Source organism: Streptomyces sp. HUAS MG91 (assembly GCF_040529335.1).
GTDB classification, from domain to species: Bacteria; Actinomycetota; Actinomycetes; order Streptomycetales; family Streptomycetaceae; genus Streptomyces; species Streptomyces tabacisoli.
Genome location: NZ_CP159534.1, coordinates 7,839,958 through 7,861,495, shown reverse-complemented (window position 1 = coordinate 7,861,495; position 21,538 = coordinate 7,839,958). Strand labels below are relative to the sequence as shown.

At 69.6% G+C, this 21,538-nt stretch carries 19 protein-coding genes, 3 pseudogenes and 1 riboswitch; of the genes and pseudogenes, 14 read left to right on the top strand and 8 right to left on the bottom strand.

The genetic code is table 11. The features are described 5' to 3' along the window. Positions 1 to 68: 68 nt before the first annotated feature. A pseudogene (locus ABII15_RS35570) lies at positions 69 to 233 on the top strand (pirin family protein); the annotation flags it as partial. Positions 234 to 535: 302 nt separating this feature from the next. Here the strand turns inward: ABII15_RS35570 and ABII15_RS35565 are convergent. Further along, positions 536 to 1,753 (bottom strand): hypothetical protein, encoded by a 1,218-nt coding sequence (locus ABII15_RS35565; protein WP_353946397.1) that lies wholly within the window; start codon positions 1,751 to 1,753, stop codon positions 536 to 538. Positions 1,754 to 1,848: 95 nt separating this feature from the next. On the opposite strand from ABII15_RS35565, the gene ABII15_RS35560 reads away from it, so the two are divergent. The 3 genes and pseudogenes from ABII15_RS35560 to ABII15_RS35550 form a co-directional block, all read left to right on the top strand. Beyond that, positions 1,849 to 2,007: a hypothetical protein gene (locus ABII15_RS35560; RefSeq protein ID WP_353946396.1), complete on the top strand. Its 159-nt coding sequence runs from the start codon at positions 1,849 to 1,851 to the stop codon at positions 2,005 to 2,007. Positions 2,008 to 2,301: 294 nt separating this feature from the next. Next, on the top strand, positions 2,302 to 3,345 hold the full coding sequence (locus ABII15_RS35555; RefSeq protein ID WP_353946395.1) for a hypothetical protein: 1,044 nt from the start codon (positions 2,302 to 2,304) through the stop codon (positions 3,343 to 3,345). Positions 3,346 to 3,684: 339 nt separating this feature from the next. Next, positions 3,685 to 3,798, top strand: a pseudogene (locus ABII15_RS35550) (carbohydrate ABC transporter permease); the annotation flags it as partial. Positions 3,799 to 3,822: 24 nt separating this feature from the next. Here the strand turns inward: ABII15_RS35550 and ABII15_RS35545 are convergent. The 3 genes and pseudogenes from ABII15_RS35545 to ABII15_RS35535 all read right to left on the bottom strand — a co-directional run. Continuing rightward, entirely contained in the window at positions 3,823 to 5,127 is a 1,305-nt protein-coding gene (locus ABII15_RS35545; RefSeq protein ID WP_353946394.1) for a phospholipase D-like domain-containing protein, read from the bottom strand. A gap of 160 nt (positions 5,128 to 5,287) precedes the next feature. Beyond that, the gene (locus ABII15_RS35540; RefSeq protein WP_353946393.1) at positions 5,288 to 5,761 is read right to left on the bottom strand and encodes an FG-GAP repeat protein; all 474 of its coding nucleotides are present in this window, start codon (positions 5,759 to 5,761) and stop codon (positions 5,288 to 5,290) included. 377 nt (positions 5,762 to 6,138) lie between these two features. After that, positions 6,139 to 6,234: pseudogene (locus ABII15_RS35535) on the bottom strand (GNAT family N-acetyltransferase); the annotation flags it as partial. Between the two features lie 59 nt (positions 6,235 to 6,293). Between ABII15_RS35535 and ABII15_RS35530 the strand changes: the two are divergent. After that, positions 6,294 to 6,758, top strand: coding sequence for an integrase core domain-containing protein (locus tag ABII15_RS35530; RefSeq protein WP_353946392.1), 465 nt, complete (start codon positions 6,294 to 6,296; stop codon positions 6,756 to 6,758). Here ABII15_RS35530 and ABII15_RS35525 read toward each other — a convergent pair. Next, the gene (locus tag ABII15_RS35525) at positions 6,755 to 7,096 is read right to left on the bottom strand and encodes a hypothetical protein (protein WP_353946391.1); all 342 of its coding nucleotides are present in this window, start codon (positions 7,094 to 7,096) and stop codon (positions 6,755 to 6,757) included. The genes ABII15_RS35530 and ABII15_RS35525 overlap by 4 nt on opposite strands. A 218-nt stretch (positions 7,097 to 7,314) precedes the next feature. Between ABII15_RS35525 and ABII15_RS35520 the strand changes: the two genes are divergently transcribed. Continuing rightward, a complete protein-coding gene (locus ABII15_RS35520) occupies positions 7,315 to 7,578 on the top strand; it encodes a hypothetical protein (protein WP_353946390.1) in 264 nt (87 codons plus the stop codon). A 399-nt stretch (positions 7,579 to 7,977) separates the two neighbouring features. Next, on the top strand, positions 7,978 to 8,364 hold the full coding sequence (locus ABII15_RS35515; RefSeq protein WP_353947307.1) for an MFS transporter: 387 nt from the start codon (positions 7,978 to 7,980) through the stop codon (positions 8,362 to 8,364). A gap of 85 nt (positions 8,365 to 8,449) precedes the next feature. Here the strand turns inward: ABII15_RS35515 and ABII15_RS35510 are convergent, their stop codons facing one another. Then, entirely contained in the window at positions 8,450 to 8,935 is a 486-nt protein-coding gene (locus tag ABII15_RS35510) for a pyridoxamine 5'-phosphate oxidase family protein (RefSeq protein WP_353946389.1), read from the bottom strand. A 68-nt stretch (positions 8,936 to 9,003) separates the two neighbouring features. After that, positions 9,004 to 10,479, bottom strand: coding sequence for an MFS transporter (locus tag ABII15_RS35505; RefSeq protein ID WP_353946388.1), 1,476 nt, complete (start codon positions 10,477 to 10,479; stop codon positions 9,004 to 9,006). Between the two features lie 145 nt (positions 10,480 to 10,624). On the opposite strand from ABII15_RS35505, the gene ABII15_RS35500 reads away from it, so the two are divergent. From ABII15_RS35500 to sph, 3 genes are all read left to right on the top strand, one after another. Beyond that, the gene (locus tag ABII15_RS35500; protein ID WP_353946387.1) at positions 10,625 to 11,650 is read left to right on the top strand and encodes a LysR family transcriptional regulator; all 1,026 of its coding nucleotides are present in this window, start codon (positions 10,625 to 10,627) and stop codon (positions 11,648 to 11,650) included. 151 nt (positions 11,651 to 11,801) lie between these two features. After that, a complete protein-coding gene (locus ABII15_RS35495; protein ID WP_353946386.1) occupies positions 11,802 to 12,485 on the top strand; it encodes an alpha/beta fold hydrolase in 684 nt (227 codons plus the stop codon). A gap of 127 nt (positions 12,486 to 12,612) precedes the next feature. Next, positions 12,613 to 13,596 (top strand): sphingomyelin phosphodiesterase, encoded by a 984-nt coding sequence (sph, locus tag ABII15_RS35490; RefSeq protein ID WP_353946385.1) that lies wholly within the window; start codon positions 12,613 to 12,615, stop codon positions 13,594 to 13,596. 90 nt (positions 13,597 to 13,686) lie between these two features. Here sph and ABII15_RS35485 read toward each other — a convergent pair whose 3' ends face one another. Further along, positions 13,687 to 17,229: a choice-of-anchor D domain-containing protein gene (locus ABII15_RS35485; protein WP_353946384.1), complete on the bottom strand. Its 3,543-nt coding sequence runs from the start codon at positions 17,227 to 17,229 to the stop codon at positions 13,687 to 13,689. A 375-nt stretch (positions 17,230 to 17,604) separates the two neighbouring features. Between ABII15_RS35485 and ABII15_RS35480 the strand changes: the two genes are divergently transcribed. The 4 genes from ABII15_RS35480 (at position 17,605) to ABII15_RS35465 (ending at position 21,484) form a co-directional block, all read left to right on the top strand. Beyond that, on the top strand, positions 17,605 to 18,207 hold the full coding sequence (locus tag ABII15_RS35480; protein ID WP_353946383.1) for a hypothetical protein: 603 nt from the start codon (positions 17,605 to 17,607) through the stop codon (positions 18,205 to 18,207). Between the two features lie 134 nt (positions 18,208 to 18,341). Further along, positions 18,342 to 18,418, top strand: a riboswitch (cobalamin riboswitch). A gap of 185 nt (positions 18,419 to 18,603) precedes the next feature. Further along, a complete protein-coding gene (locus ABII15_RS35475; protein WP_353947306.1) occupies positions 18,604 to 19,632 on the top strand; it encodes an iron ABC transporter permease in 1,029 nt (342 codons plus the stop codon). Positions 19,633 to 19,695: 63 nt separating this feature from the next. Then, positions 19,696 to 20,466 carry an ABC transporter ATP-binding protein gene (locus tag ABII15_RS35470; protein WP_353946382.1) on the top strand — a complete coding sequence of 257 codons (771 nt, stop codon included), beginning with the start codon at positions 19,696 to 19,698 and terminating at the stop codon, positions 20,464 to 20,466. Between the two features lie 10 nt (positions 20,467 to 20,476). Next, positions 20,477 to 21,484 (top strand): ABC transporter substrate-binding protein, encoded by a 1,008-nt coding sequence (locus tag ABII15_RS35465; protein WP_353946381.1) that lies wholly within the window; start codon positions 20,477 to 20,479, stop codon positions 21,482 to 21,484. Positions 21,485 to 21,538 lie beyond the last annotated feature (54 nt).

Here is a 21,538-nt window from a genome sequence, read left to right as displayed (position 1 = left end):
CTGACCTTTTGCTGACTGCCGAGGGTCTGTCACGCCTCTGACCTGGGGAGAACCGTCAGAACCGTGATATGTGGTGGAACTTCATCGGGCGGTCGCAGGACGACATCGCTCGGGCCAGGGAGGACTGGATGAGTGGGTCGCGATTTGGGGAGGTGAAGGGGTACGACGGGGGGCGGTTGGATGCGCCCGAGCTGCCGGCCGTGCCGCTGAAACCGCGAGGTCGAGTCCGTTGAACGGACCCTTCTCGGCTTGATCAACACCCGGATCGACGAACCGCAGCATTGACTCGCCACCCTCCCCTTCAACACGTGTGCAAACGCCCTTTCCCGCAAGCGGTCGGCATCATCGTGGGCACGCTGATGACGATGAGTCACGGGTTCACGGTGACGGTCGGCTGAGACCTGCCGACGCAGCCCAGACACCCGCCTATCCCCGGTCCCTCTAGGCCGGGGCTAGGGTCTGACCGTATGTCAGGCGGCTCGTATTCGTACCCGGGAGAGACGGGCGGCAACCGGCTGACGGCGTAGTGCCGCGCTCACCAGACAGGCAGTGGCTGCGGTTCCGGTACAGCCAGCTCCGTCAGCAGATGCGCGTAGTTCTCGGGCTGCGTCCCGAAGTCGACTCGGGCGGCGAATCCGGCCGGGTCCGCGTCGGGGCCGTGCAGCAGGTCGATCGACGTCTGAGCGAACTGGTCGATGGAGCCTCGTTGTTCGACCGCGGCGAGCAGTCGACTCAGCAGGCCAACCGCGTGCTTGGCCGCTGTGCGTTCTTCCGCGTCCGCTCGTAGCATCTGCCGCCGGTCGGCTGCGGGCTCGGCCTTCTCCAGCAGGGGTCCGAGCAGGGCGACCAGCTCGGTCGCGCTGTCCGCGACGGCCCGCCCCTCGGGACCGACCCGGACCAGCACGCTCAGAGCGTTGAGCAGGTCGGCGACGCGCGGGTCGGACCGCTCCAGGAGTTCCCGGCCGGCGCCGACCCGCACCGCATCGTCGGCCAGCATCTGCACTGCGGCGGTCAGCCGCTCGGCCGCGCCCGGCTCCACACCGGGCAGCCGGGACAGCACCGGCGTCCCGGCATCGAGCACGTCCCGCGCAGTTCGCGTGCGACATCGCCGCAGTTCCGCGGCGTCGAATCCACCGTCCGTCGCATGCCACAGCTCCTCCACGGACACCTGGTCAAGGGCCTCGTTCACCAAGGACTGCCGCAACGGCTCCCATGCCACGCGGACCGCGTCCACAGCCTGCGCGTGATCCTGCGCGAGCCGACTCGCGACCTGCTCAAGGCGGCGTGCCGTGCGGACGACCGAGGGACTCGCACCGCTGAGCCGGTACAGGGAACGGATGCTGCCGCCGACGACCCCGACGATGAGCACCACGAGCGACAACCCGATCAGGTCGTCCGAGAGGTCCATCGCCTTGTCGCGCTCCGCGTCGCCCTGGCCGAGGACGAAAAGATCGCCCTTGCGGGATCCGTCGGTCACCATCCATCCGGTGTCCCAGCCGTGGCCGGTTTCGGGATCGTAGGCCCGGTCCTTGAGCAGAGGATCCCGGTTGGGGTCGCACTGGTAGTGCCCCTTGCGCCGCTCCTTGGCGTAAGGATCGGCCCAGGAGACGGTGCAGCTCCCGTCGGACTTCTCGCTCAGCACGGTCAGGTCAACCTGCTTCGTCTCGGGATCTTCCGGAGCCGTCGCATAGACCGCGAAGGAAACTCCCAAGATGACCAGACCTAGCGCGACCACCCACCGGAAGAACGGCACATGTGTCACTCGACCCCACCCCTGAACCACACATTGTTGTGTGCGCAACTATTTCAGGGGAGGAGGAGACAGGACAAGTCCGAGAAGTCGGCAACGTGATCGGTCCGACCGTTCCGGCGTCCGGCAACCACCGCACCGACGAGAAGAATTTCCGTGGCCACACGCACCGCATGACAGGAGGCAGGGCCACTCCGGCCCTGACGTACGCCATGGCCGTCGTCGGCGCCGAGCTGGACTGCGCTGAGGTCACATGATCGGCCGGACACGCCCTAGACGGTGTCGCCAAAGGGGCGGAGGTTGGCTGTCTTCGTTGTGACGGGAGAGGGCCGAGTGACGGAACGGTCACCGGATGGCCGAAACCATGTCTCCCGGCGGGTCATCTGGCGCATCTGCGCGTTGACCGCGTCGCTCTGTGACGTTTGCATGTCGATGGTTCTCCGAATGGGGTACTGAGGCGGCAGTTGTCTGGGGGAGACATGCGGGGGACTTCGAACCGGGTTGGATCCAGACGTGGGCGGATCGCCCTGAGCGCAGCGGCCGTGGTCTGCGTGATCACGGCGGTCACGCCTGGAGCGGCCTGGGCCACACCCGTTGACCGCGCGGAGGGTGCCGACGTCCGCTCGGCCGGGATCGAGAGAATCAGCGTCGCGGCCGACGGCACTCAAGCCAACGACGATTCCTTCCAGCCGTCGATCACACCGGCCGGCGACCGCGTCGTCTTCTCCTCGTACGCGAACAACCTCACCCCCGGCAATACAGGAAGGAACCTCCGGGTGTTCCTTCGCGATCTGACGACGGGACAGAACCGGCAGTTCGGCGGGCCCCCGACGGCACCGCCCATGCTCAGCAGCGACGGGCAGATCCTCGCCTATCTGGCACCCCGGTTCGACCACATGGCGCTCTATCAGGAAAATCTGAGCCAGGGATGGTCAAACGCCTACACTTGCTCGCTCAACTCCTGCGAGGCTTCCATGGGCGCGAGCGAACTCCAGCAGGCGTTCAGTGTCAGCTTCAGGTACCCGGAGCAGAATCAGCGGGTCGAGGTCCGCAGACCGGACACCGGCGAGCTGCAGACCGTGGACATCATCCACAACACCGCATCGATCCGGCCGTCCATCAGCGCCGACGGAACCCGTCTCGCCTACCAGGACGGCGGTGAGCAGGACATACTCCTGTGGGACTGGGCCGACAACAATGTCGTCTACCCGATCGAGGGTCCAGACAGGGCGGCAGAACTCGTCCAGCTCAGTGACGACGGCAGCAAGGTCGTCTACCTCTCGGGCCCCGACACGTATGTCTACGACGTCGCCTCCGGCACCGCCCTGCAGGTACCCGGCGTGAAGGGCGTCGCCATCGACCCCACCGGCCGCTACCTTCTGCACACCCCCTCCGGTACGTCCGGGCCGGCACCGCTTACCCTTCGCGACCTGGAGACAGGAACGGACGAGACCGTCACCGACCGCCCCGCCACGGCCGGGATCGACACGGTCAGCGCCGGTGGACGCCAGGTGGTCTTCCGGTCCGCAGCCGAGGACCTCGTCCCCGAAGACACCAACGGCAAAGCGGACGTATTCCTCCGCACCCTCCGCTGACCACCCCGGCCAGCAGTGGGAACAGGCCGGAGCCGGATTCAAGGACGGTGAGCACCAGCAGCCGCGCCATGCTCGTGCTGCACGACGCCCTCACCGCTCTTTCCGGCGGTCGGCCGTCGGAGACCGGCCCGCTCAAGCCGCCACACTCCCCCAGCCCGTAGCCTCAGGCCCACCCATGAAAACCGTGCTGTGGCGCATCCTCCTGGCCCCGGAATCCAGTTGGCGGGCCTGGCGCGCAGCCCGTCTGGACCGCCACCCCGTTGGCCAGGATCTGGTCGTAGAGGGTGGGTTACTTTGCGTCTTGGTCCCGCTCACCCGCCCCACCGTCATCCGCTCCCGCACGTTCCGGCCGTCCTCGCCGTCGTCGTCCCCACCACGCTACCGATCCTGACTCTGTACGCGTTCGGCCGTCGGCAGTTGCTCAACGGCCTCACGGCAGGGTTCGGCAAGTAACCGGCCGGCGGTGATCGAGAATGCCTACTCCTCGACCTGCGCCGGGTCGATCGGAATCTCGCGTGCCGTGTTCTCGGCGCGCTCCTTGGCGCTCAACTGCCGTGCCACGGTCCCACAGCAGCGGTTGAACTGGTTCTGCCAGTCCGTCATGAACATGTCGTAGCTGGACTGGCCGACCAGCTTGAGGTCCGACTCGTCGTTGTGCCAGACGCCGTTGCTCGTCCAGTTCGAGGAGCCGACGAACACGATTCTGGAGTTGGACGCACCCGCGTAACCGCCGCTGACCATCATGTACTTGTCGTGCGTGTAGTGCAGAGCGTTGCCGTTCGCGTCGGTGCCGCGGGTGGTGTCGTGCACGTTGATGTTCGGCCGGCCCTTCAGGTAGTTCTGCACGCTGCCATCGACCTGGCCGGCGGTGAAGAGTATCCGTATCTTCACGCCTGTTTTTGCCAGGCTCACCAGCTTCTTCGGCAGCTCCAGATAGTTCCGGTCGCCCGGCTGCCCGTGAGAGGTCCACTGGAACATGGCGATGTTGATCGTCGCCGGCGCCTTGATGTTGTTAAGGAAGTCGACCCAGGTGTCGCTTCTGGAGCGCGCCTTGGGCCACTGGTAGGAGGGCGGGGACAGTGTCCTGGCTGCCTGGCCGCTGGTGGAGTTGTAGTAGTCGGGCACCAGCGGGCCCGGGCCGTTGAGTGCCCCCTTGGACATGGCCGTGAAGTAGCGGACGTAGGAGTTGTACAGGTCGACGTTGCCCTTGACGGTGGCGGCACTGTTCCACGCGGTTCTGGCCTGGGCGGAGGTGGGGTTGGCGCTGCTGACGGTCACCGTCCTGTTCGCGTCGCTGCCGCCGCTGAGCATGTAGTACTTCGCGTGCAGGGCGGAGCCGGAGTAGTGGGTCAGGCAGCCGCCCGGGCACAGCGCGGCGAAGCTGGAGGCTCGCGGGTCGTTGCCCAACTCGGTGACCATCGACTGCCAGGTCGCATTGTCGCTGTGGGAGTCCATCAACGCCTTGACGATGACGCCACGCTGGTGTGCGGCTATCAGGGCGGCCGCGAATTCCGGGCCCGGGTTCGTGCTTCCTATCGAGTACATGGCGACGCGTATGGTCTGCCCGCAACCGGCGCTGTTTATCGATTCGATGATCGGGCCCATGATGTTCATCTGGGCGTCGGCGTCCTCGGGGTCGCTGAAGGTCGGGCCCGGTTTTGAGGTGAACGTCCGGGACTCGCAACTGAGCGGGGACTTGGCCTTCTTGACCGCCGCGTGCGCCGTTGCAGGCGATAGTGCGGTGACCGCCAGCGCGGTGATCAACGTGAGCGAACGCTTCATGGACGGGCCTTTCACCGGGTTGTTGACATGACGAGTCGGGGTGTTGCTGTGCTGACCGACCAATGAGTGGTCGCCGAGGTGGGCCTGGTGGCCGACGTCGCAGTACGGGTCTGCCCGGCAGCTCGGTGTGACGGGATCGCCCGTCATCCGGTCGGATGAACTACTCATGGCTTCGGATCAGTTGGCGGCGTGCGCCCCGAACATCGGGTAGCCGTCGCCGCTGATGTCGCTCGCGGTGAGGGCCACGCCCCGGCGGTCGTGAGAGGAGGCCGCGGAGTCGGCGATGGTGGTCCACCGGGCAGGCGCCCCAAGCCGAGCCCTGAAGGACCGCGACGGTGCCGCCTTCGAGGTCGGTACCGACGTTCTCGTGCTCGGCGACAATCGCCAGGTCGTCGAAGCCGTCGTGGTTGAAGTCTCCGGCGTTCCGCTGCCCGGACGCAGTGGAGCTACCGGCCGAGAACGCGAGGTCGCCGTCACCCTCCCCGGTGAAATCCGCCTTGTGGGGCGTGACGGACTCGGCCGCGCCCGCCGATGCGGCGGGGAGGCCGCCGGTCAGGGGCACCGCCGATGCCTTCGCTGTGGCGACGTGGATGCGCGTCGGAGGCGGGTTGGTGGGGCGTATGTGCTTGGCCATGCGTTGAGCTCCTGCTGGGAACAGAGGCGTCCGGCGGACATCCCGCTTCGATGAGGCGTTGATCCGTTGGTGTTTGCCCAAATTTTTTCGAGGCGTGACCCACCGTTCGACAAACAGGAGACGCGCAAAGGCGTCCGAGGGTTGCACGAGAGAACCGGGAAGCGGCCGCGACGCTGCGCAAGTTGAGCCAGAGGGCGAGTCGGTCGCCCTGGCGCTCGGGTGGGCTGCTGGTGGGCGAGCCAGTTGCCGGTGTCGGGTTTAGTCTCGTATTCGGACAGGTACAGAGTTTGCCCGTTGAGGAGGAACTGCGATTCGTTGCGGGCCTGTTCGGCTGTATGGCGCATCTGCCCGAAGAACCGGACGCAGTTCGCCGCGGCCGGATGCTCTCCGGCGTAGGCGAGAGCAGCCTGGAAACCGGTTTCAGCTCCGTGGCGGTCCGGCCGTTCCCCGAACGATGAGACCGCATAGTTCGGCTGTATTGATCACGAGCGTTGTTGACACTGGCGGGTCTTGAACATGGCGAAGACCTCCGGTGTGGTGGAGCTGTCTAGGACTGCACCACACGGAGGTCTTCGTGTCCCACCGCAATGCCCGGCTGACCGTCCACGGCAGGCGCCTGCTGGTCGAACGTGTCGCCTGTGGCCGCCCCGTCGCCCATGTCGCCGCCGAGATGGGCATCACCCGGATCGAGCGCGTGCTGACGGACAACGCATGGGCCTACCGCAAGGGCCTGGCCTGGAAGAACGTCCTGGCCGAGCTCGGTGCGAGGGGCAAGCTCACCCGCGCCTACCGCCCCCAGACCAACAGCAAAGTCGAACGCTTCAACCGCACCCTCGCCGACGAGTGGGCCTACCAGCGGCCCTACACCTCGAACGACGAGCGAACAGCGGCCCTGGCAGACTTCCTCCGCACCTACAACCACCACCGCTGCCACACCGCACTCGGCGGCCAGCTACCCATCACCCGCGGCAACAACGCTGCGGGTCAATACACCTAGGGCCGGCCACGGATGAGGTCCGTAGGAGTCGCCCGAGAGCGTTGCTTCGCGTTCGACTTTTGAGGCCCGTGTTCGAAGTCGTCCTGGGTGAGGGCTCCGTGCAGTCGCTGCTCGGCGATGCCGGTGAAGGGGGCGAGGACGGTACCGCCGGGCGGGCAGATCTTCATCTCTGACGAATACCGACCCCGCGTACCGATGATCGGCCGGATATCGTGCACCAGCACGAGTAGCCAGGAGGACCGGTGGACAGCCGAACCGAGATAGAGGCCTTGCGGCGGATCCTGCACCACGATTGGGGTGCGGACGAGCGGGTGGACTGGACGGAAGTCGAAGCCCACCTGAGTACTTCCCTGTCTACGGAGGCGGCTGCATCGATGACCTGCTCGTCCTCCCGCCTCTGCCGACCGGGAACGGATGGGATGCGTCGATCGCCGGTCACACAGCAGGCTTTCGCGAGCTGTGGACCTCGGAGGGCGGGGTGCCCGGGGTTGGCCTGGGTGCTGATCGGGTGCTGCCCTGGGGCAGCGGTTGCAACGCAAACGAACTCGGTTGGCTCATGACCGGGTCGGACCCCGACCAGTGGCCTGTGGTTGTCTGGAGAAGACACGGCGACCCGTACTGGGCCCTGTTCGAGTGCGGTATGGCCGAGTTCCTGCGGCGCCTCATGACCGCTGAATTCGATGCGTGCCCGCTGAGCGACCTCTCGCTGTGGGGGCGGGTGGGTACCTTCGTCCATCACGAGGAACAGGAACGTCGGTTCCATGCGGGCCTGGACCCGATGACCGGCGAACCCAACCCGTACGCGGGCTTGTTCGACTGACAGCCGGTATCCCGAATCAAGGAGGCAGGCCCTAAGGCCTGTCCGGCGGATCAGGTCGCAGCCGGGTGACCCGCGCGTCTCTGTGGTGGTGAGCGGAATCTGGTGCGTCGAGATGCACGGCGGAGGAGGGCGACGACGCGGAGCGTCGGCAACCGACGACAACGCCGCAGGTCGGCGTGCCGGACCCCGCGCCCGCGACAAGATCCGCCGAACAGGCCCTAGCTCTGCGATGTCAGTCCGAGTGTGAGGATCAGGTCGTGCATGTCGGCCTCGTAGAGCTTGCCCGGGTCGGTGACCCGGTGGCGTAGGTGGCCTAGATCTCCAAAGTGAGCAGGCCGTGCATCCGGCTCCACAGCCGCAGGCAGAGAGCCACGGCCGGGGGCGGCAGGGCGGGGAAGGATCGCGGGTCAGGGCCGTCAGGCGGGGCCGCGGGCCACCCTGTTCCTCGGCATGCTCACCAACGGGGTGGGCATGATCGTGCTGGCCGTGGCCATGTCCACCGGCACCTCCTTCTGGGGCCTGGTGCCCGGCCTGGTCATCTGGGGCGTGGGCGGTGGGGTGGCCTTCCCCGCGATGTTCGCCTGTGCCGCCTCCGGAGTCGCTCCGCAGGAAGCCGGTGCCGCCTCCGCGCTGGCCACCGCCTCCCAGCAGATCGGCGGTGCCGCCGGTCTGGCCCTGCTCGTCGCCGTGGCCACCGCGGGACTGGCCACGGGCTCCGGCGCGGCACCAGCGGTCTCCGACATGGCCGAGGGCCTGCGCACCGCGATGTGGAGGCGATCTCCGTGACGCCGGGAAACCATCGACGACGCTCCGGCCGGCGGACTCGGTGTCGCTCTGCCTGCGGGAAACGGCCTCGGCGGGCCCGGGGCAGTCAGCTCTCCCGGCGCCAGACCGTGCTGCGCAGATCCGAGCCCCGTACCAATTGGATGCGCCAGGGGACGACGCGGATCACGTGGTAGCCGGGGTCCCGCGGGCCGCCCCGCCAGTAGTGCACCGGGTCGTATCCCACCCCGGGCGGGCCGCCCTTGAGGTACAGGTCCCAGGCGTGCTGCTTGGCGGTCTCGTCGTCCGCCCAGGTGGAGAGCGCGTCGACGTGGACGGTGTTCTGGCGGGGGTTCCAGTAGGAGTACGTGGTGTGGGGGCTGTGCGCCAGGTGGGCCGCCTTCACCGGGGTCCGGTACGTCGCGAGCCAGCCGACGGGGCGGCCGTCGACGACTTCCCAGACCGGGAGCAGGACGCGGGCGCGGGGCCGGTTCGCACGGTCGACGGTGATCATCGTGGCGTACTTGATGTCGTGGACGTAGCGGAAGAACGTGTCCTGGAGGTCGGCGAACGCGGCGACTTCGGTGGTGGGCACGGCGGGTGCTCCTCTCGGATGCTCGGCCGGTGTGCGGAAAGTCAGCTTCTCGGCCGGTGTGCGGAAGGTCAGTGGGATGCGGGGAGTTCGGCGGCCCGGCGGTCGTCGGCGGCCTGCTCGGCGGTGGCGATCACCTTGATGCCTGCTCGCGTCCGCACCCCGAAGGCGGCGACGAGCACGGCGAGCAGCGCCGCGGCGAGCGGCACCCACAGGGCCGCGCGGTAGCCGTCGAGGAGCGCGGCCGGTGTGCTCGACGCCGTGGCCGCGACGTTGACGGCCGTGGTCGCCGAGAGCCCGAGCGCCGCGCCGAACTGGAAGGCGGTGTAGAGGAGTCCGCCGGCCAGGCCCTGCTCCTCCTCCGCGACGCCCTCGGTGGCGACGATGGTGAGCGGGCCGTAGGTGAGTGCGAACGCGATGCCCAGGAGCAGCAGGCTTGGCAGCATCGCGAGATACGTCCAGTCGGCGCCGACCCGCAGGAACAGGCCGTACGCGAGGGCGGTGACGAGGAGGCCGCCGAGGATCAGCCGCGCGTTCCCGAAGCGGGCCACCAGCCGTGGGACGAGGACGGGCGAGAGGATCGCGTCGATGCCGATGACGATCATCGCGAAGCTGGTCTGCACGGTGGACCAGCCGCGTAGTTCCTGCAAGTACAGGACGACCAGGAACTGGAAGCCGAAGAAGCCCGCGGCGAACAGGAGCGCGGCGAGGTTGGCGCGGACCAGGGCGCCGCCGCGCAGGATGCCGAGCCGGACCAGCGGGTCGGACGAGCGGCGCTCGACCGCGACGAAGGCCGACAGCGCGGCCAGACCCGCGCCCAGGGTGAGCACGGTCTGGACGGGGCTCGCGTGGGAGGCACGCTCCACGCCCAGAACGATCAGCACGATGGCGGCGGTAACGGTGAGGCCGCCGGCCAGGTCGACGGGCTTGCCGGTCCGGTCGGGCCGCGGGGACCTGGGCACCAGGACGAGGGCGGCGACCAGGATCAGCGCGGAGAGCACCACCGGGGCGAAGAACACCCAGCGCCAGCCGGCCGACGTGAGCAACCCGCCGGCGACCAGGCCGATCGAGAAGCCGCCGGCCCCGGTGCCCGAGTAGATGAGCAGCGCCTTGTTGCGCTGCGGGCCCTCCGCGAAGCGTGTGGTGATGATCGACAGGCCGGCCGGTGTCATGAAGGCGGCCGCGACCCCGGTCACGAACCGGGCGACGATCAGCGTCCAGCCCTCCGAGGCGAGGCCGCCGAGTCCGGAGAACAGCAGGAAGACCGTCAGCCAGAAGACGAACATCCGGCGGCGCCCGAAGAGGTCGGCGGCGCGTCCGCCGAGCAGCATGAAGCCGCCGTATCCGAGGACGTAGGCGCTCATCACCCATTGCAGCGAGCCGGTGGACAGGCCGAGGTCGGCGCGGATGGACGGCAGGGCGACGTTCAGCATGGCCACGTCGATGCCTTCCAGGAAGATCGCGCCGCACAGGACGAGCAGAACGCCCCAGTCCCTGGCGCTCAGCGCTCCCTGGTGTCCCGGTGGGGTCATGGGTGTGGCAGTCATGGTGATTCCTCGGTGGAGAAGGGGTGTTGGGGCCGCTCCTCGGCGGCTGCTCCACCTTCCGTCCCGGTGGCCGGACGGAACAACGGCGATGATCGCAACGTTCGTTCAACCAGGCTTACCGATTCGCTCCGCCTGGGGGACCTCGATGGAACGCGACGAACTGGAGTGCTTTCTCCTGCTCGCCGAAGAGCTGCATTTCGGCCGCACGGCGGAGCGGATGCGGCTGTCCCGGGCGCGGGTGAGCCAGCTGGTGCAGCGGCTCGAACGGCGGGTCGGCGCGCCGCTGTTCGTCCGCACCAGCCGCCGGGTCGGGCTGACCGCGCTCGGGCGGCAGCTGCGCGACGACCTGGCTCCGCACCACCGCGGCATCGAGGAGGCGCTCGCGCGGGCCGCCGCCACCGCGCGCGGTGTCGACGGGGTGCTGCACGTCGGCTTCGCCAACCCGCTGGCGGGCGAGATCGTCATCAAGACCACCGAGGCGCTGCGGGTCACACATCCGGGGCTCGTGGTGGAGATCTGCGAGGTGCCGCTCGGCGACCCCTACGGGCAGCTGCGCAAGGGCGAGTTCGACCTCCAGTTGCAGGAGTTCCCGGTACGCGAGGACGATCTGGGCGGCGGGCCCGCGCTGTTCGCCGAGGAGCGGGTCCTCGTGATCAGCTCGGCGCACCCCCTCTCCGCGCGGGACGCGGTGACCTTGGAGGACCTGGCCGAGGTGCCGCTGCTCACCGTCGAGGGCGAGCAGCCGGAGTACTGGCGCGAGCACCGCGCCCCCACCAGCACACCGGGCGGACGGCCGATCGCGCGCGGCCCTGCCGTGACCAACATGCAGGAGGCGCTGATCCTTGTCGCGGCCGGCCGGGGCGCGCTGCTCGCTCCCGCGCACACGGCGACGTACTACGCCCGGCCGGGTGTCGCCTACGTGCCGCTCACCGGAGCGGCGCCGGTCGGCTACGGCCTGGTGTGGCGGACCGCAGCGCGCACGGGTGCGGTCGAGGCCTTCGCCCGGTCCGCCCGCGAGGCCGCGCGGGAGACGGCCCAAGGGGATCCGCGCCGCACGGTGCCGGACCGGGCCACGGGCACGCCTCCTCCCCCGCACCGTCGCGCGCGGCTGCGGGACGCCCACCGTGCCGGGGATCTCGCGGGCCCGTCGGATCAGCTCCAGCCCTCCTGATCGCCACGCAGCGCCCACCTGGCGCCGGGCCCCCAGGAACAAGCTCCGTGGCAGGAGTGAACCGCTCTGTCCATCTGTCCCCCGAAGCCCTACTATCCGGTAGCTCCGTGTCGTGTCCCTGCGTCCCCCACACCCCACGTCGGAGGTTCCGATGCGCCGTCGATTCACCGTGCTGCTGGCCTTGTTCGGCGCGTTGAGCGGCCTGCTGTGCGCGGCGCCCATGGCCTCGTCGGCCGATGCGCACCGGCCCGTCATCCTCGTCCACGGGTACAACGCCGACCCGGGGGTCTGGGGTTCGCTGGCGGACGACCTCAAGGCCTCCGGATACGGCGACGGGGAGGTCTTCCGCTGGTCCTACGACACGCACGCGTCGGTCAACGAGACGCTCGCCGGGCAGTTCGCCGCGTACGTGGACAGCGTCCGCGCCCGGACGGGCGCCGACCAGGTCGACGTCGTCGCGCACTCCTTCGGCAGTCTGCCGCCCCGCTGGTACCTCGCCTTCGGCGGCGGAACGCGGCGCGTCGCCCACATGGTCTCGCTCGGTGGCCCCAACCACGGCACGTACACGGCGTGGGCCTGCGCCGCCTGGGACCAGGCGTGCCGGGACATGTCCCCCGGCAGCTACGTCCAGAAGCACCTGGCCGCGGGGGACGAGACCCCCGGCGCCACCCGGTACGCGACGTTCTGGTCGAACTGCGACGAGGTGATCAACCCCGACAGCAGCGTGTCGCTCGCCGGGGCCGTCAACACCGGGGCCGGCTGCCTCGACCACAACGCGCTGCTCGGTGACGACGGCGTCTCGTCGGGCGTGCGCGCCTTCCTCGCGACGCCGTGACCCGGTAAACGATCGGCATTTCGACGGCTGCTGGCCTCAAGGATCTCATCCGCCGCCCGCCCCGATGTAACCCGCCCTGTTTGGATGTACACCGACCCCAACAGGCCCCCCACCCTCAGGAGTTCTCGTGCCGCGTGCCCCGCACCACCGCCTGCGCCAGGCCGTTCCCGCCGCGCTCATCGCCCTCGCCGCGGTCGCGGCCGGGGCACCCGCCGCCCACGCGGCGGCGCCGGCTCCCGCGCTGCGCGTGCTGACGTACAACACGTTCCTGATGAGCCAGAACCTGTATCCCAACTGGGGTCAGGAGCACCGCGCGAGCGAGATTCCCAAGGCGTCGTTCTTCCAGGGCAACGACGTCGTCGTCCTCCAGGAGGCCTTCGACAACTCCGCCTCCGACAACCTCAAGCGCGCGGCGTCCGGCGCCTACCCGTACCAGACCCCCGTCGTCGGACGCGGCACGAGCGGGTGGGACGCCACGAGCGGGGCCTACTCCTCGACCACGCCGGAGGACGGTGGTGTCACGCTCCTCAGCAAGTGGCCGATCGTGCACAAGGAGCAGTACGTCTACAAGGACGCCTGCGGCTCCGACTGGTGGTCGAACAAGGGGTTCGTCTACGCGGTCCTCGACGTCAACGGAGCGAAGGTGCACGTCGTCGGGACGCACACGCAGTCGACCGACTCCGGCTGCGGCGACGGCGAGGCGCAGGCCGACCGCGCCCGGCAGTTCCGGGCCATCTCGGCCTTCCTCGCCGAGCGCGGCATTCCCGCGGACGAGGAGGTGATCGTCGCCGGGGACATGAACGTCGACTCGCACGGCCCGGAGTACGCCTCGATGCTCGCGAACGCCGGACTCGCCCCCGCCGACAGCCGCACCGGGCACTCCTACTCCTTCGACACCCAGGACAACTCCGTCGCCCGCTACCGCTACCCCGACGACCCGCGCGAGGACCTCGACTACGTGCTCTTCAAGCAGGGGCACGCCCGCCCCGCCCGCTGGAACAACGAGGTGATCGCCCAGCACAGCGCCCCCTGGACGGTGTCGAGCTGGGGCAAGAGCTACACCTACACCGACCTGTCCGACCACTATCCGCTGGTGGCCTCACCACGCTGACGCACCCGCCGCAACAGGCGTCGGGTGCGTCAACGGAAGTGGTCCCCTGGCCCGGCGCGCGTGAGCGGCGCCGGGCCAGGGGTGGCTGCGTCAGGAGTCCCAGACCTGGAACTCCGAGAGCTGGCCGGCGGGCCAGCCGGTGTTCGCCGTGAAGTTCAGCCGGAAGTAGCGCTGGCTGGTCGCGGGGAACGTGAGGGTGACGGTGTTGTTGGCGGACGGGGTGAAGGAGTAGGCGGCGGAGGACTTGACGGTGGTGAAGGCCGAGCCGTCGAAGCTGCCGGCCAGGGACAGGGTCTCGCTGCGGGCCTCCCAGCCCGCGGGGAGCTGGAGGACGACGCGGCTCGCGCTCTTGGCCGCACCCAGGTCGACCTGCACCCATTGCGGGAAGGCGTTGTTGGCGCTCTCCCAGTACGTGCTCTGGCTGCCGTCGGTGACGTGGGACGACGGGTAGACGTCGGCGTGGCTCGACTCGGAGGTCGGACGGCCCGCCGCGAGGTTGGTGCCGGCCGAGCCCGATCCCGTACCGGACAGGGCCACGGTCAAGGGGCTGTTGGACGCGTTGCTGTTGACGGTGAGGGTGCCGGTGCGCGTGCCGGACGCGGTCGGCTTGAAGGTGACGCTGACGTTGCAGGAGGCACCGGCGGCGAGCATGGATCCGCAGGTGTTGGTCTGGGCGAAGTCGCCGGTGGCGGCCACGGAGGAGATCGCAGCGGACGCGTCACCGGAGTTGGTGACCTTCACGGTCTGCGCGGCGCTGGTGCTGCCGGGCGCCGTGCTCGCGAAGGTCAGGGAGCTGGGTGAGGCGTCCAGGCTGGCCGTCGGCGAGGTGCCGCCGCTGGGGAAGATCTGGAACTCGGAGAGCTGGCCGGCGCTCCAGCCGGTGTTGGCGGTGATGTTGGCCCGTACGTAGCGGGCGTTCGCCGCGGGGAAGGTGATGGTCACGGTGTTTCCGGAGGACGGGTCGAAGGTGTAGGCGGCCGCTGCCTTGAGGGTGGTGAAGGAGGAGCCGTCCGTCGAGCCCTGGATGGAGAGGGTCTGCGAGCGGGTGGCCCAGGCGGCGGCCGGCGGCAGCTTGAGGACGACCTTGCCGACGCTCCAGGACTTCCCGAGGTCGACCTGCGCCCACTGCGGGAAGGAGGTGGCGCTCTCCCAGTAGCTGGAGGCGTCGGAGTCGGTCAGGTTCCCGGGAACGTAGGGGCTGTTGCTGGAGCTGGCGGAGGCGCTCTGACCGGCCGCGATGTTGGTCGAGCTGTCGACGCCGGTGCCGCTGAGGGACACCTTGGTGGGGCTGTTGTTGGCGTTGCTGGTGACGGTGAGGGTGCCGGTGCGGGAGCCGCCGGCCGTGGGCTTGAAGGTGACGGTCACCGCGCACGAACCGCCGACCGCGATGGACGTGCAGTTGTTGGTCTGCGTGAAGTCACCGCCGGCCGCGACCGAGGAGACGGTGGCCGCGCTGGTGCCGGAGTTGGTGAGGGTGACGGTCTGCGCGGTCGCCGTGGCGCCGACGGCGGTCGCCGGGTACGAGAGGCTGCCCGGGGACGCCGAGACGACCGGGCCCGGCGCGGTACCGGTGCCCGAGAGGGCCACGGTGTTGGTGACGCCGCCCGCGTTCACGGTCAGGGTGCCGCTGCGGGAGCCGGTCGCGGTCGGCTTGAAGGTGACGCTCACCGTGCACGAGCCGTGCGCGGCGATGGACGAGCCGCAGGTGTTGGTCTGGGCGAAGTCGCCGGTCGCCGCGACGGAGGAGACGGCGGCGGCCGAGCCGGTCGGGTTGGAGACGGTCACCGTCTGCGGGGCGCTGGTCGCGCCGTTGGCCACGGCGCCGAAGTCGAGGGCGCTCGGTGAGGCACTGACGCCCTCGGCGGGGTAGGGCGGGTAGTCGGGCGTCGGCCAGGGGCCACATAGCGGGGTGCCGCTGATGCCGGAGTTGCCGCCGCCGTCGGTGACCTTGAAGTTGTCGCCCTCGCAGCTGTAGACGGGGCTGGAGGCGCCGACGCCGGTCGCCGTCACGTTGGTGAAACTGGCCGCGCCGCCAGTCTGTTCCTGGAGGGCGAAGGTGCCGGTGCCCTGGATGGTGACGTTCTTCAGGTTGACGCCGCTGATGGTCCCTTCGACCCACTGCACGGCCTCGTACGGGCTCTGCTGGATCAGCGCGTTCGTCACGTTGATCGGGCCGGTGATGGCGCCCTGGCTGCCGTCGAACCACAGCGCGCCGACGCCGAACTGCCAGTTCGGGTCGAGGCTGCCGGCCCGTACGAACGTGTTGTCGGAGATGGTCGTGGTGCCCACGGGGGTGGAGGTGAAGCGCTGGCCGACGTGGATGCCGCCGCCCTGCGCGAGCCCGGTGTCCTTGACGAGGTTGCCGCTGACGGTGTTGTCGTGGCCGCCGTAGATGGCGATGGCGTTGGCGAGGATCTGCAGCTGGACGGTGTTGTTGGAGATGGTGTCGTAGGCGTCGGCGCCGAGCGCGGAGTCGGCCCAGGTCGCGATGCCGTCGTCACCGGTGTTGCGGAGGTCGCTGTTGGTGACGGTGGAGTTGGTGACTCCGCCGTGGAAGTTGATGCCGTCGGCGGTCGTGTTGCGGATGCGCAGTCCGCTGAACGTCAGCTTGTCCATCGGCCCGTCCATCCAGGCGCCGACCTTGTCGTGCTCGATCCACAGGTTCGACACGGACGAGTTGCTCATCGCGCCGCCGATCCCGTTGACCTGGGCGCTGTCGTCGCGTTCCTGTACGTCGCCGAAGATCGCGAAGTTCTGGAGGTGGACGTTGGTGCTCGGTGACGGCGCGGACTTGCCGTAGAACCCGGGGGCGGCGCCGGTGACGGTCGAGTACCACATGCCGGCTCCGGCCACGGTCACGTTGTTGACGGCGATGTGGCCCGGGATCTTGAACGTGCCCGGCGGTATCCAGACCGTGCCGCCCGAACCCGCCGCCTGGATGGCGGAGTTGAAGGCGTCGGTCGAGTCCTTGACGCCGCTCGCGTCCGCGCCCTGCGCGACGACGGAGACCGAGCCGGAGGGCTGGGTGAGGGCCGCTCCGACCTGCTCGAAGTCGGCGAGGTCGATCGTGTACGAGGACGCGGTGGCGCTCGCGTCGACCTTCAGCTGGAAGGTGGTGCCGGCCGGGTAGGTCGTCGGGAAGAGGCGGTGCGCCTCGTCGTAGAAGTGGTGCGGGTTGCTGCCGGGCGAGTTGGTGAACGGGTAGCTGCCGTAGTACCAGCTGTAGGCGTTGGTGAGGCTGAAGTCGCTCTGCTTGACGCCGTTCACGTACAGCGACAGCGGGGCGGTGTAGACCGAGCCGCCCGAGGTGTCCGGGATGCTGTAGCGGAAGTCGAACGAGTTGGTGGCGACCGGGGTGGTGAAGGTGACGTACTGGCCGCTGCCCTTGAGGGTCACGGCCTTGCGGTACGAGGCCTCGTCGGCGAGCTGGCCCTGGGTGTAACTCGGGCCGATCACCGTGCCGTTGGTGGCGGAGTTCTCCGCCTGCACTTCGACGTAGGGCAGGTTGGCGCCGTTTCCGCCGGTCGCCGCGGACGCTGCCGCGACCGCGGGCGCGGCAGCCGCGAACGCTCCCGCTGCGAACAACGTCGACGCGCTCGCCGTCAGGGCGAGCCACCGTCTGAGACCTCTCAACGACTGAAACACCGTGAGCTCCTTGGGGGCAGGAAAGCCGGATCGGGCCGTCGGCACCGCGGGCCGGACGCAACGCAGCGATGGAGCGGTGGATCAGTGAGCGGTGGAGCGAGGAACAGCACGGGGCGCAGGAGCCGGCAGGGAGAGGAGCGGCGGTGTCGGCGCAAGGGGGACCGTATTGACTCGAACGCCGCTGCGCAATATCCAGATACTGGATTGCAGATTCCTTACTAGATTTTGAAAGAGTCTTCCCGTCGGGCCTCGATCCCGGCCGGGCGTGCGGCGCGTCACCGAAGATGGGGGCATGGGCAGAACGGATGGAGCGTCGGCACCCGTCGACGGGCTCGCGCTCTGCCCGGCGAACGAAGGACACAGATGAATCCGCCTCTTGCGCGATCCGCCCACCCCGCATCCGGGACCACCGTCGCCCGGGTCGTCACGGACGCCTTGCAGCCGCGCAACGTTCTCGTGGCCGGCATGCTCGGGATCGGCGCCGCCGCGGGTGGTCCTGCCGGTCTCGCGTGGGGACTTCTCGGAGCGCTCTGCGCGGGCCTTGTGCCCGCCGCGTACATCGAGTTCGAACGGAAGCGGGGCACCTGGGGCGACCGTCATGTGGTCGACCGGACGAAGCGCGCGCCCATCTTTCTCGTCATCCTGCTGTCGATCGGGGTCGGTCTGCTCCTGATGACGGTCGGTCATGCCCCGTCGGACGTCGTCAGATCGATGGTCGCACTGTGGCTGATGACCGTGGTCCTGCTGGGCATCAACACCGTCTGGAAGGTCTCCGTGGACTCCGCGGTCGCGTCGGCCGCCGTCGCGCTCCTCGCTGTCGTGCACAGTCCGTGGTGGCTGGCGGGATACTCCGTCGCCGCGGTGGTGTGCTGGTCCCGAGTGGCTCTGGGCTACCACACCGTGATGCAGACCGTGGCGGGCGCCGCGCTGGGAGCGCTGACCACCGTCGCGTGGGTCGGAGCCTGACGTCTTCTCGGCCGGCGATTTCTCTCTTGGGGCCCACGGCATGATCAGGTCCTCGTGAAGGCGCCGGACGGCTCGGGCCCACCCGCCTGACCGGCCCCCGGCGTCGGCTTGCTAGCCTGCGCGTGCCTCCCGTGGGGGAAGCCGGTGCGAATCCGGCGCTGTCCCGCAACGGTGTGCGTGCCCTGCCCAGGTCACGCGAGTCCGATCACCCGCGGCAGGTGTGCGACCCGTCGACCGCTCGCCGTGGACTGCGAGCAGGGACCGCCCGAGCCCTGCGGGTTCGTGGTGCCCTGCGCGTTCCGCCGGTGGCACCAACCCGGAGGATGTGCGCCCGTCTTGCACCGCACCGATGTCCTGTCCGCTCCCTCCGCTCCCGCGACCGCCTCGCGTGGCCGCATACCCGCCGTCCCCCTCGTGGTCGGGCTCGTCCTCGCCCTGGTCGTCTCGCTCGCGTGCGGGATCGGGCTCGGCGCGACCGGCCTCGGGTGGGGGCAGGTGCTCCGGCTGATGTGGGCCGGTCTCAGCGGCGGCAGTCTCGGCACGGACGACGCGGGGGCCTACACGATCGTGTGGGAGATCCGCTTCCCGCGGGTGGTGCTCGCCGCCGTGGTCGGCGCGGGCCTCGCGGCAGTGGGGGTCGCGGTCCAGGCGCTGGTGCGGAACGCGCTGGCCGATCCCTTCGTGCTCGGCATCTCCTCGGGCGCGGCCGTCGGCGCCAACGCGGTCATCCTGTTCGGCGCTCTGGCCGGGTTCGGCGTCTGGGCGCTGTCCTTCTCCGCCTTCCTGTCCGCGCTCGCCGCGACGCTCATCGTCTACGTGGTGGCGCGCTCCCCGCTCGGGCTCAGTCCGTTGCGGCTCGTCCTGACGGGTACGGCGCTCGCCTACGGGTTCCAGGCGGTCACCACCGTCATGGTCTTCGGTGCCGAACGCGGTGAGGCGGCCCGCGCGGCCATGATGTGGCTGCTCGGCAGCCTCGGCGGGGCCACGTGGCCGAAGATCCCGCTGGCCGCCGTGACCGTGTCGGCGGGCTGGCTGTGGCTGAGGGTGCGGGCGGGCGCGCTCGACGCCCTGTCGATGGGTGACGAGACGTCAGCGGCGCTCGGTGTGCCGCCCGACCGGCTGCGGCGTGAGCTGTTCGTCGTGACCGCCGCCGTGACGGGCACGGTCGTCGCCATGAGCGGGGCGATCGGTTTCGTGGGGCTGATGGTGCCCCACCTCGTGCGGATGCTCGTGGGCGCCTCGCACGCGCGGGTACTCGCGGTCGCGCCGCTGGCCGGGGCGCTCCTGCTGGTGTGGGCGGACGTGCTGTCGCGGGTGCTGCTCGCGCCGACCGAACTGCCCGTCGGCGTGGTCACGGCCGCCCTCGGCGTGCCCGCGTTCCTGCTGCTCATGCGGCGCGGCGGCCACGCGCTGACCGGACGCTGAGTGCGCGCGTCCCGGGCCCGTCCACCCCGTACCCGTATCGAAGTCCGTTCTGGAGGAGGAGACGTGCGGCTCGACGTCGAAGGCGTGTCGGTCGAGGTGGCGGGCGTGCGGCTCGTCGACGAAGTCACCCTGGACGCGCCCGCCGGTGCCTTCGTGGGGCTCGTCGGGCCCAACGGCAGCGGGAAGTCGACGCTGCTGCGGTGCGTCTACCGGGCACGCCGGCCCGACGCGGGCGTCGTCAGGGTCGAGGGCGAGGACGTGCACCGCATGGCGCCCCGGGCCGCGGCACGGCTGCTCGCCGCGCTGCCGCAGGAGTCGGCCGCGGACTTCGACTTCACCGTCACCGAAGTCGTCGCGATGGGCCGTCTGCCGCACCGCGAGCGCACCGCCGCCCGGGACCGGGAGATCTGCGCACGGGCCCTGGAACAGGCCGGGGTGGCCCACCTCGCCGCGCGCGGCTTCCTGTCGCTGTCCGGCGGCGAGAAGCAACGCGTCCTCATCGCCCGCGCGCTCACCCAGGAACCTCGGGTCCTCGTCCTCGACGAGCCCACGAACCACCTCGACATAGCCCACCAGCTCGACGTGCTGCGCCGGGTCCGCGCGAGCGGCCCGACCGTGCTCGCCGCGCTGCACGACCTCAACCTCGCCGCCGCCCACTGCGACCTGCTGCACGTCCTGCACCACGGCCGTGTCGTCGCGTCGGGCCCCCCGGACCAGGTCCTCTCCCCCGCGCTCCTCGCCGAGGTCTTCGGCGTACGGGCGCACCGGGTGCGCCATCCCGAAACCGGCGCCACCCAGTTCCTCTTCGACACACCGGCTCCCCGACACCCCTAGGAAGGCCCCTGTGCGCACGCTGCTGCCCACCGCCTCGCTCGGCCTCGCCGCCGCCCTCACCCTGACCGGCTGCGGCGCGCAGGTCACGAGCGACGACAGGACCACGCCGTCGCAAGCGGTGACCATCACCAACTGCGGCAAGAAGGTCACCTACGACAGGCGCCCCGAGCGCGTGGTGACCAACGACGTCGGCATCACCGAGCTCATGTTCGCGCTCGGCCTCGAGGACCACATGGCGGGTTACGTCATGCCCGCGGACAAGGGCTCCACCGACCACCTCCCGTACAAGGACGCGTACAACAAGGTGAAGTGGCTCTCCAAGGACCGCGTCACCCAGGAGCTGGCGCTCGACGCGCGCGCCGACCTCGTCTTCGCCGGCTGGAACTACGGCTTCAACGAGAACACCCTGACACCCGACCAGCTGCACAAGGCCGGCATCGGCACCTACCTGCTCACCGAGTCCTGCCGCAATGCCGGCACCGGCACCTCACGCGGGATCATGCCGCCGCTCGACGCCCTGTACACGGATCTGGAGAACCTCGGCAGGATCTTCGGCGTCGAGAAGCGTGCCCGGAAGCTGGTCGAGCGGTACAAGGCGACGGTCGCCGGCGTTCGCGCGAAGACTCCCGAGGGAGGCAAGCGGCCGTCGGTCTTCCTCTACGACAGCGGCCAGGACCAGCCCTTCACCTCCGGGCGCTTCGGCGCGCCCGACCAGATCATCAGCGAGGCCGGAGGCGTCAACCTCGTGCACGACCTCAAGGACTCGTGGACGACCGTCGGCTGGGAGACGGTCGTGAAGCGGAACCCGGACGTCATCGTCATCAACGACTACGGGTCGACGAGTGCGGCGCAGAAGAAGGAGTTCCTGCTGTCGTACCGGCCGCTGCGGAACGTCTCCGCGATCAAGCACCAGCGCATCTTCACCCTCGACTACGCCGATCTCGTCGAGAGCCCCCGAAACCCTTCGGCGATCGAGCGGCTCGGCGCGTATCTGCGCGACGGCGGCGACGCGTCCTGACGCTGAGAAGGTCGGGGGCGTGCTGTTGCGTGGTGGGCCTCTGGGGTGCAGAGC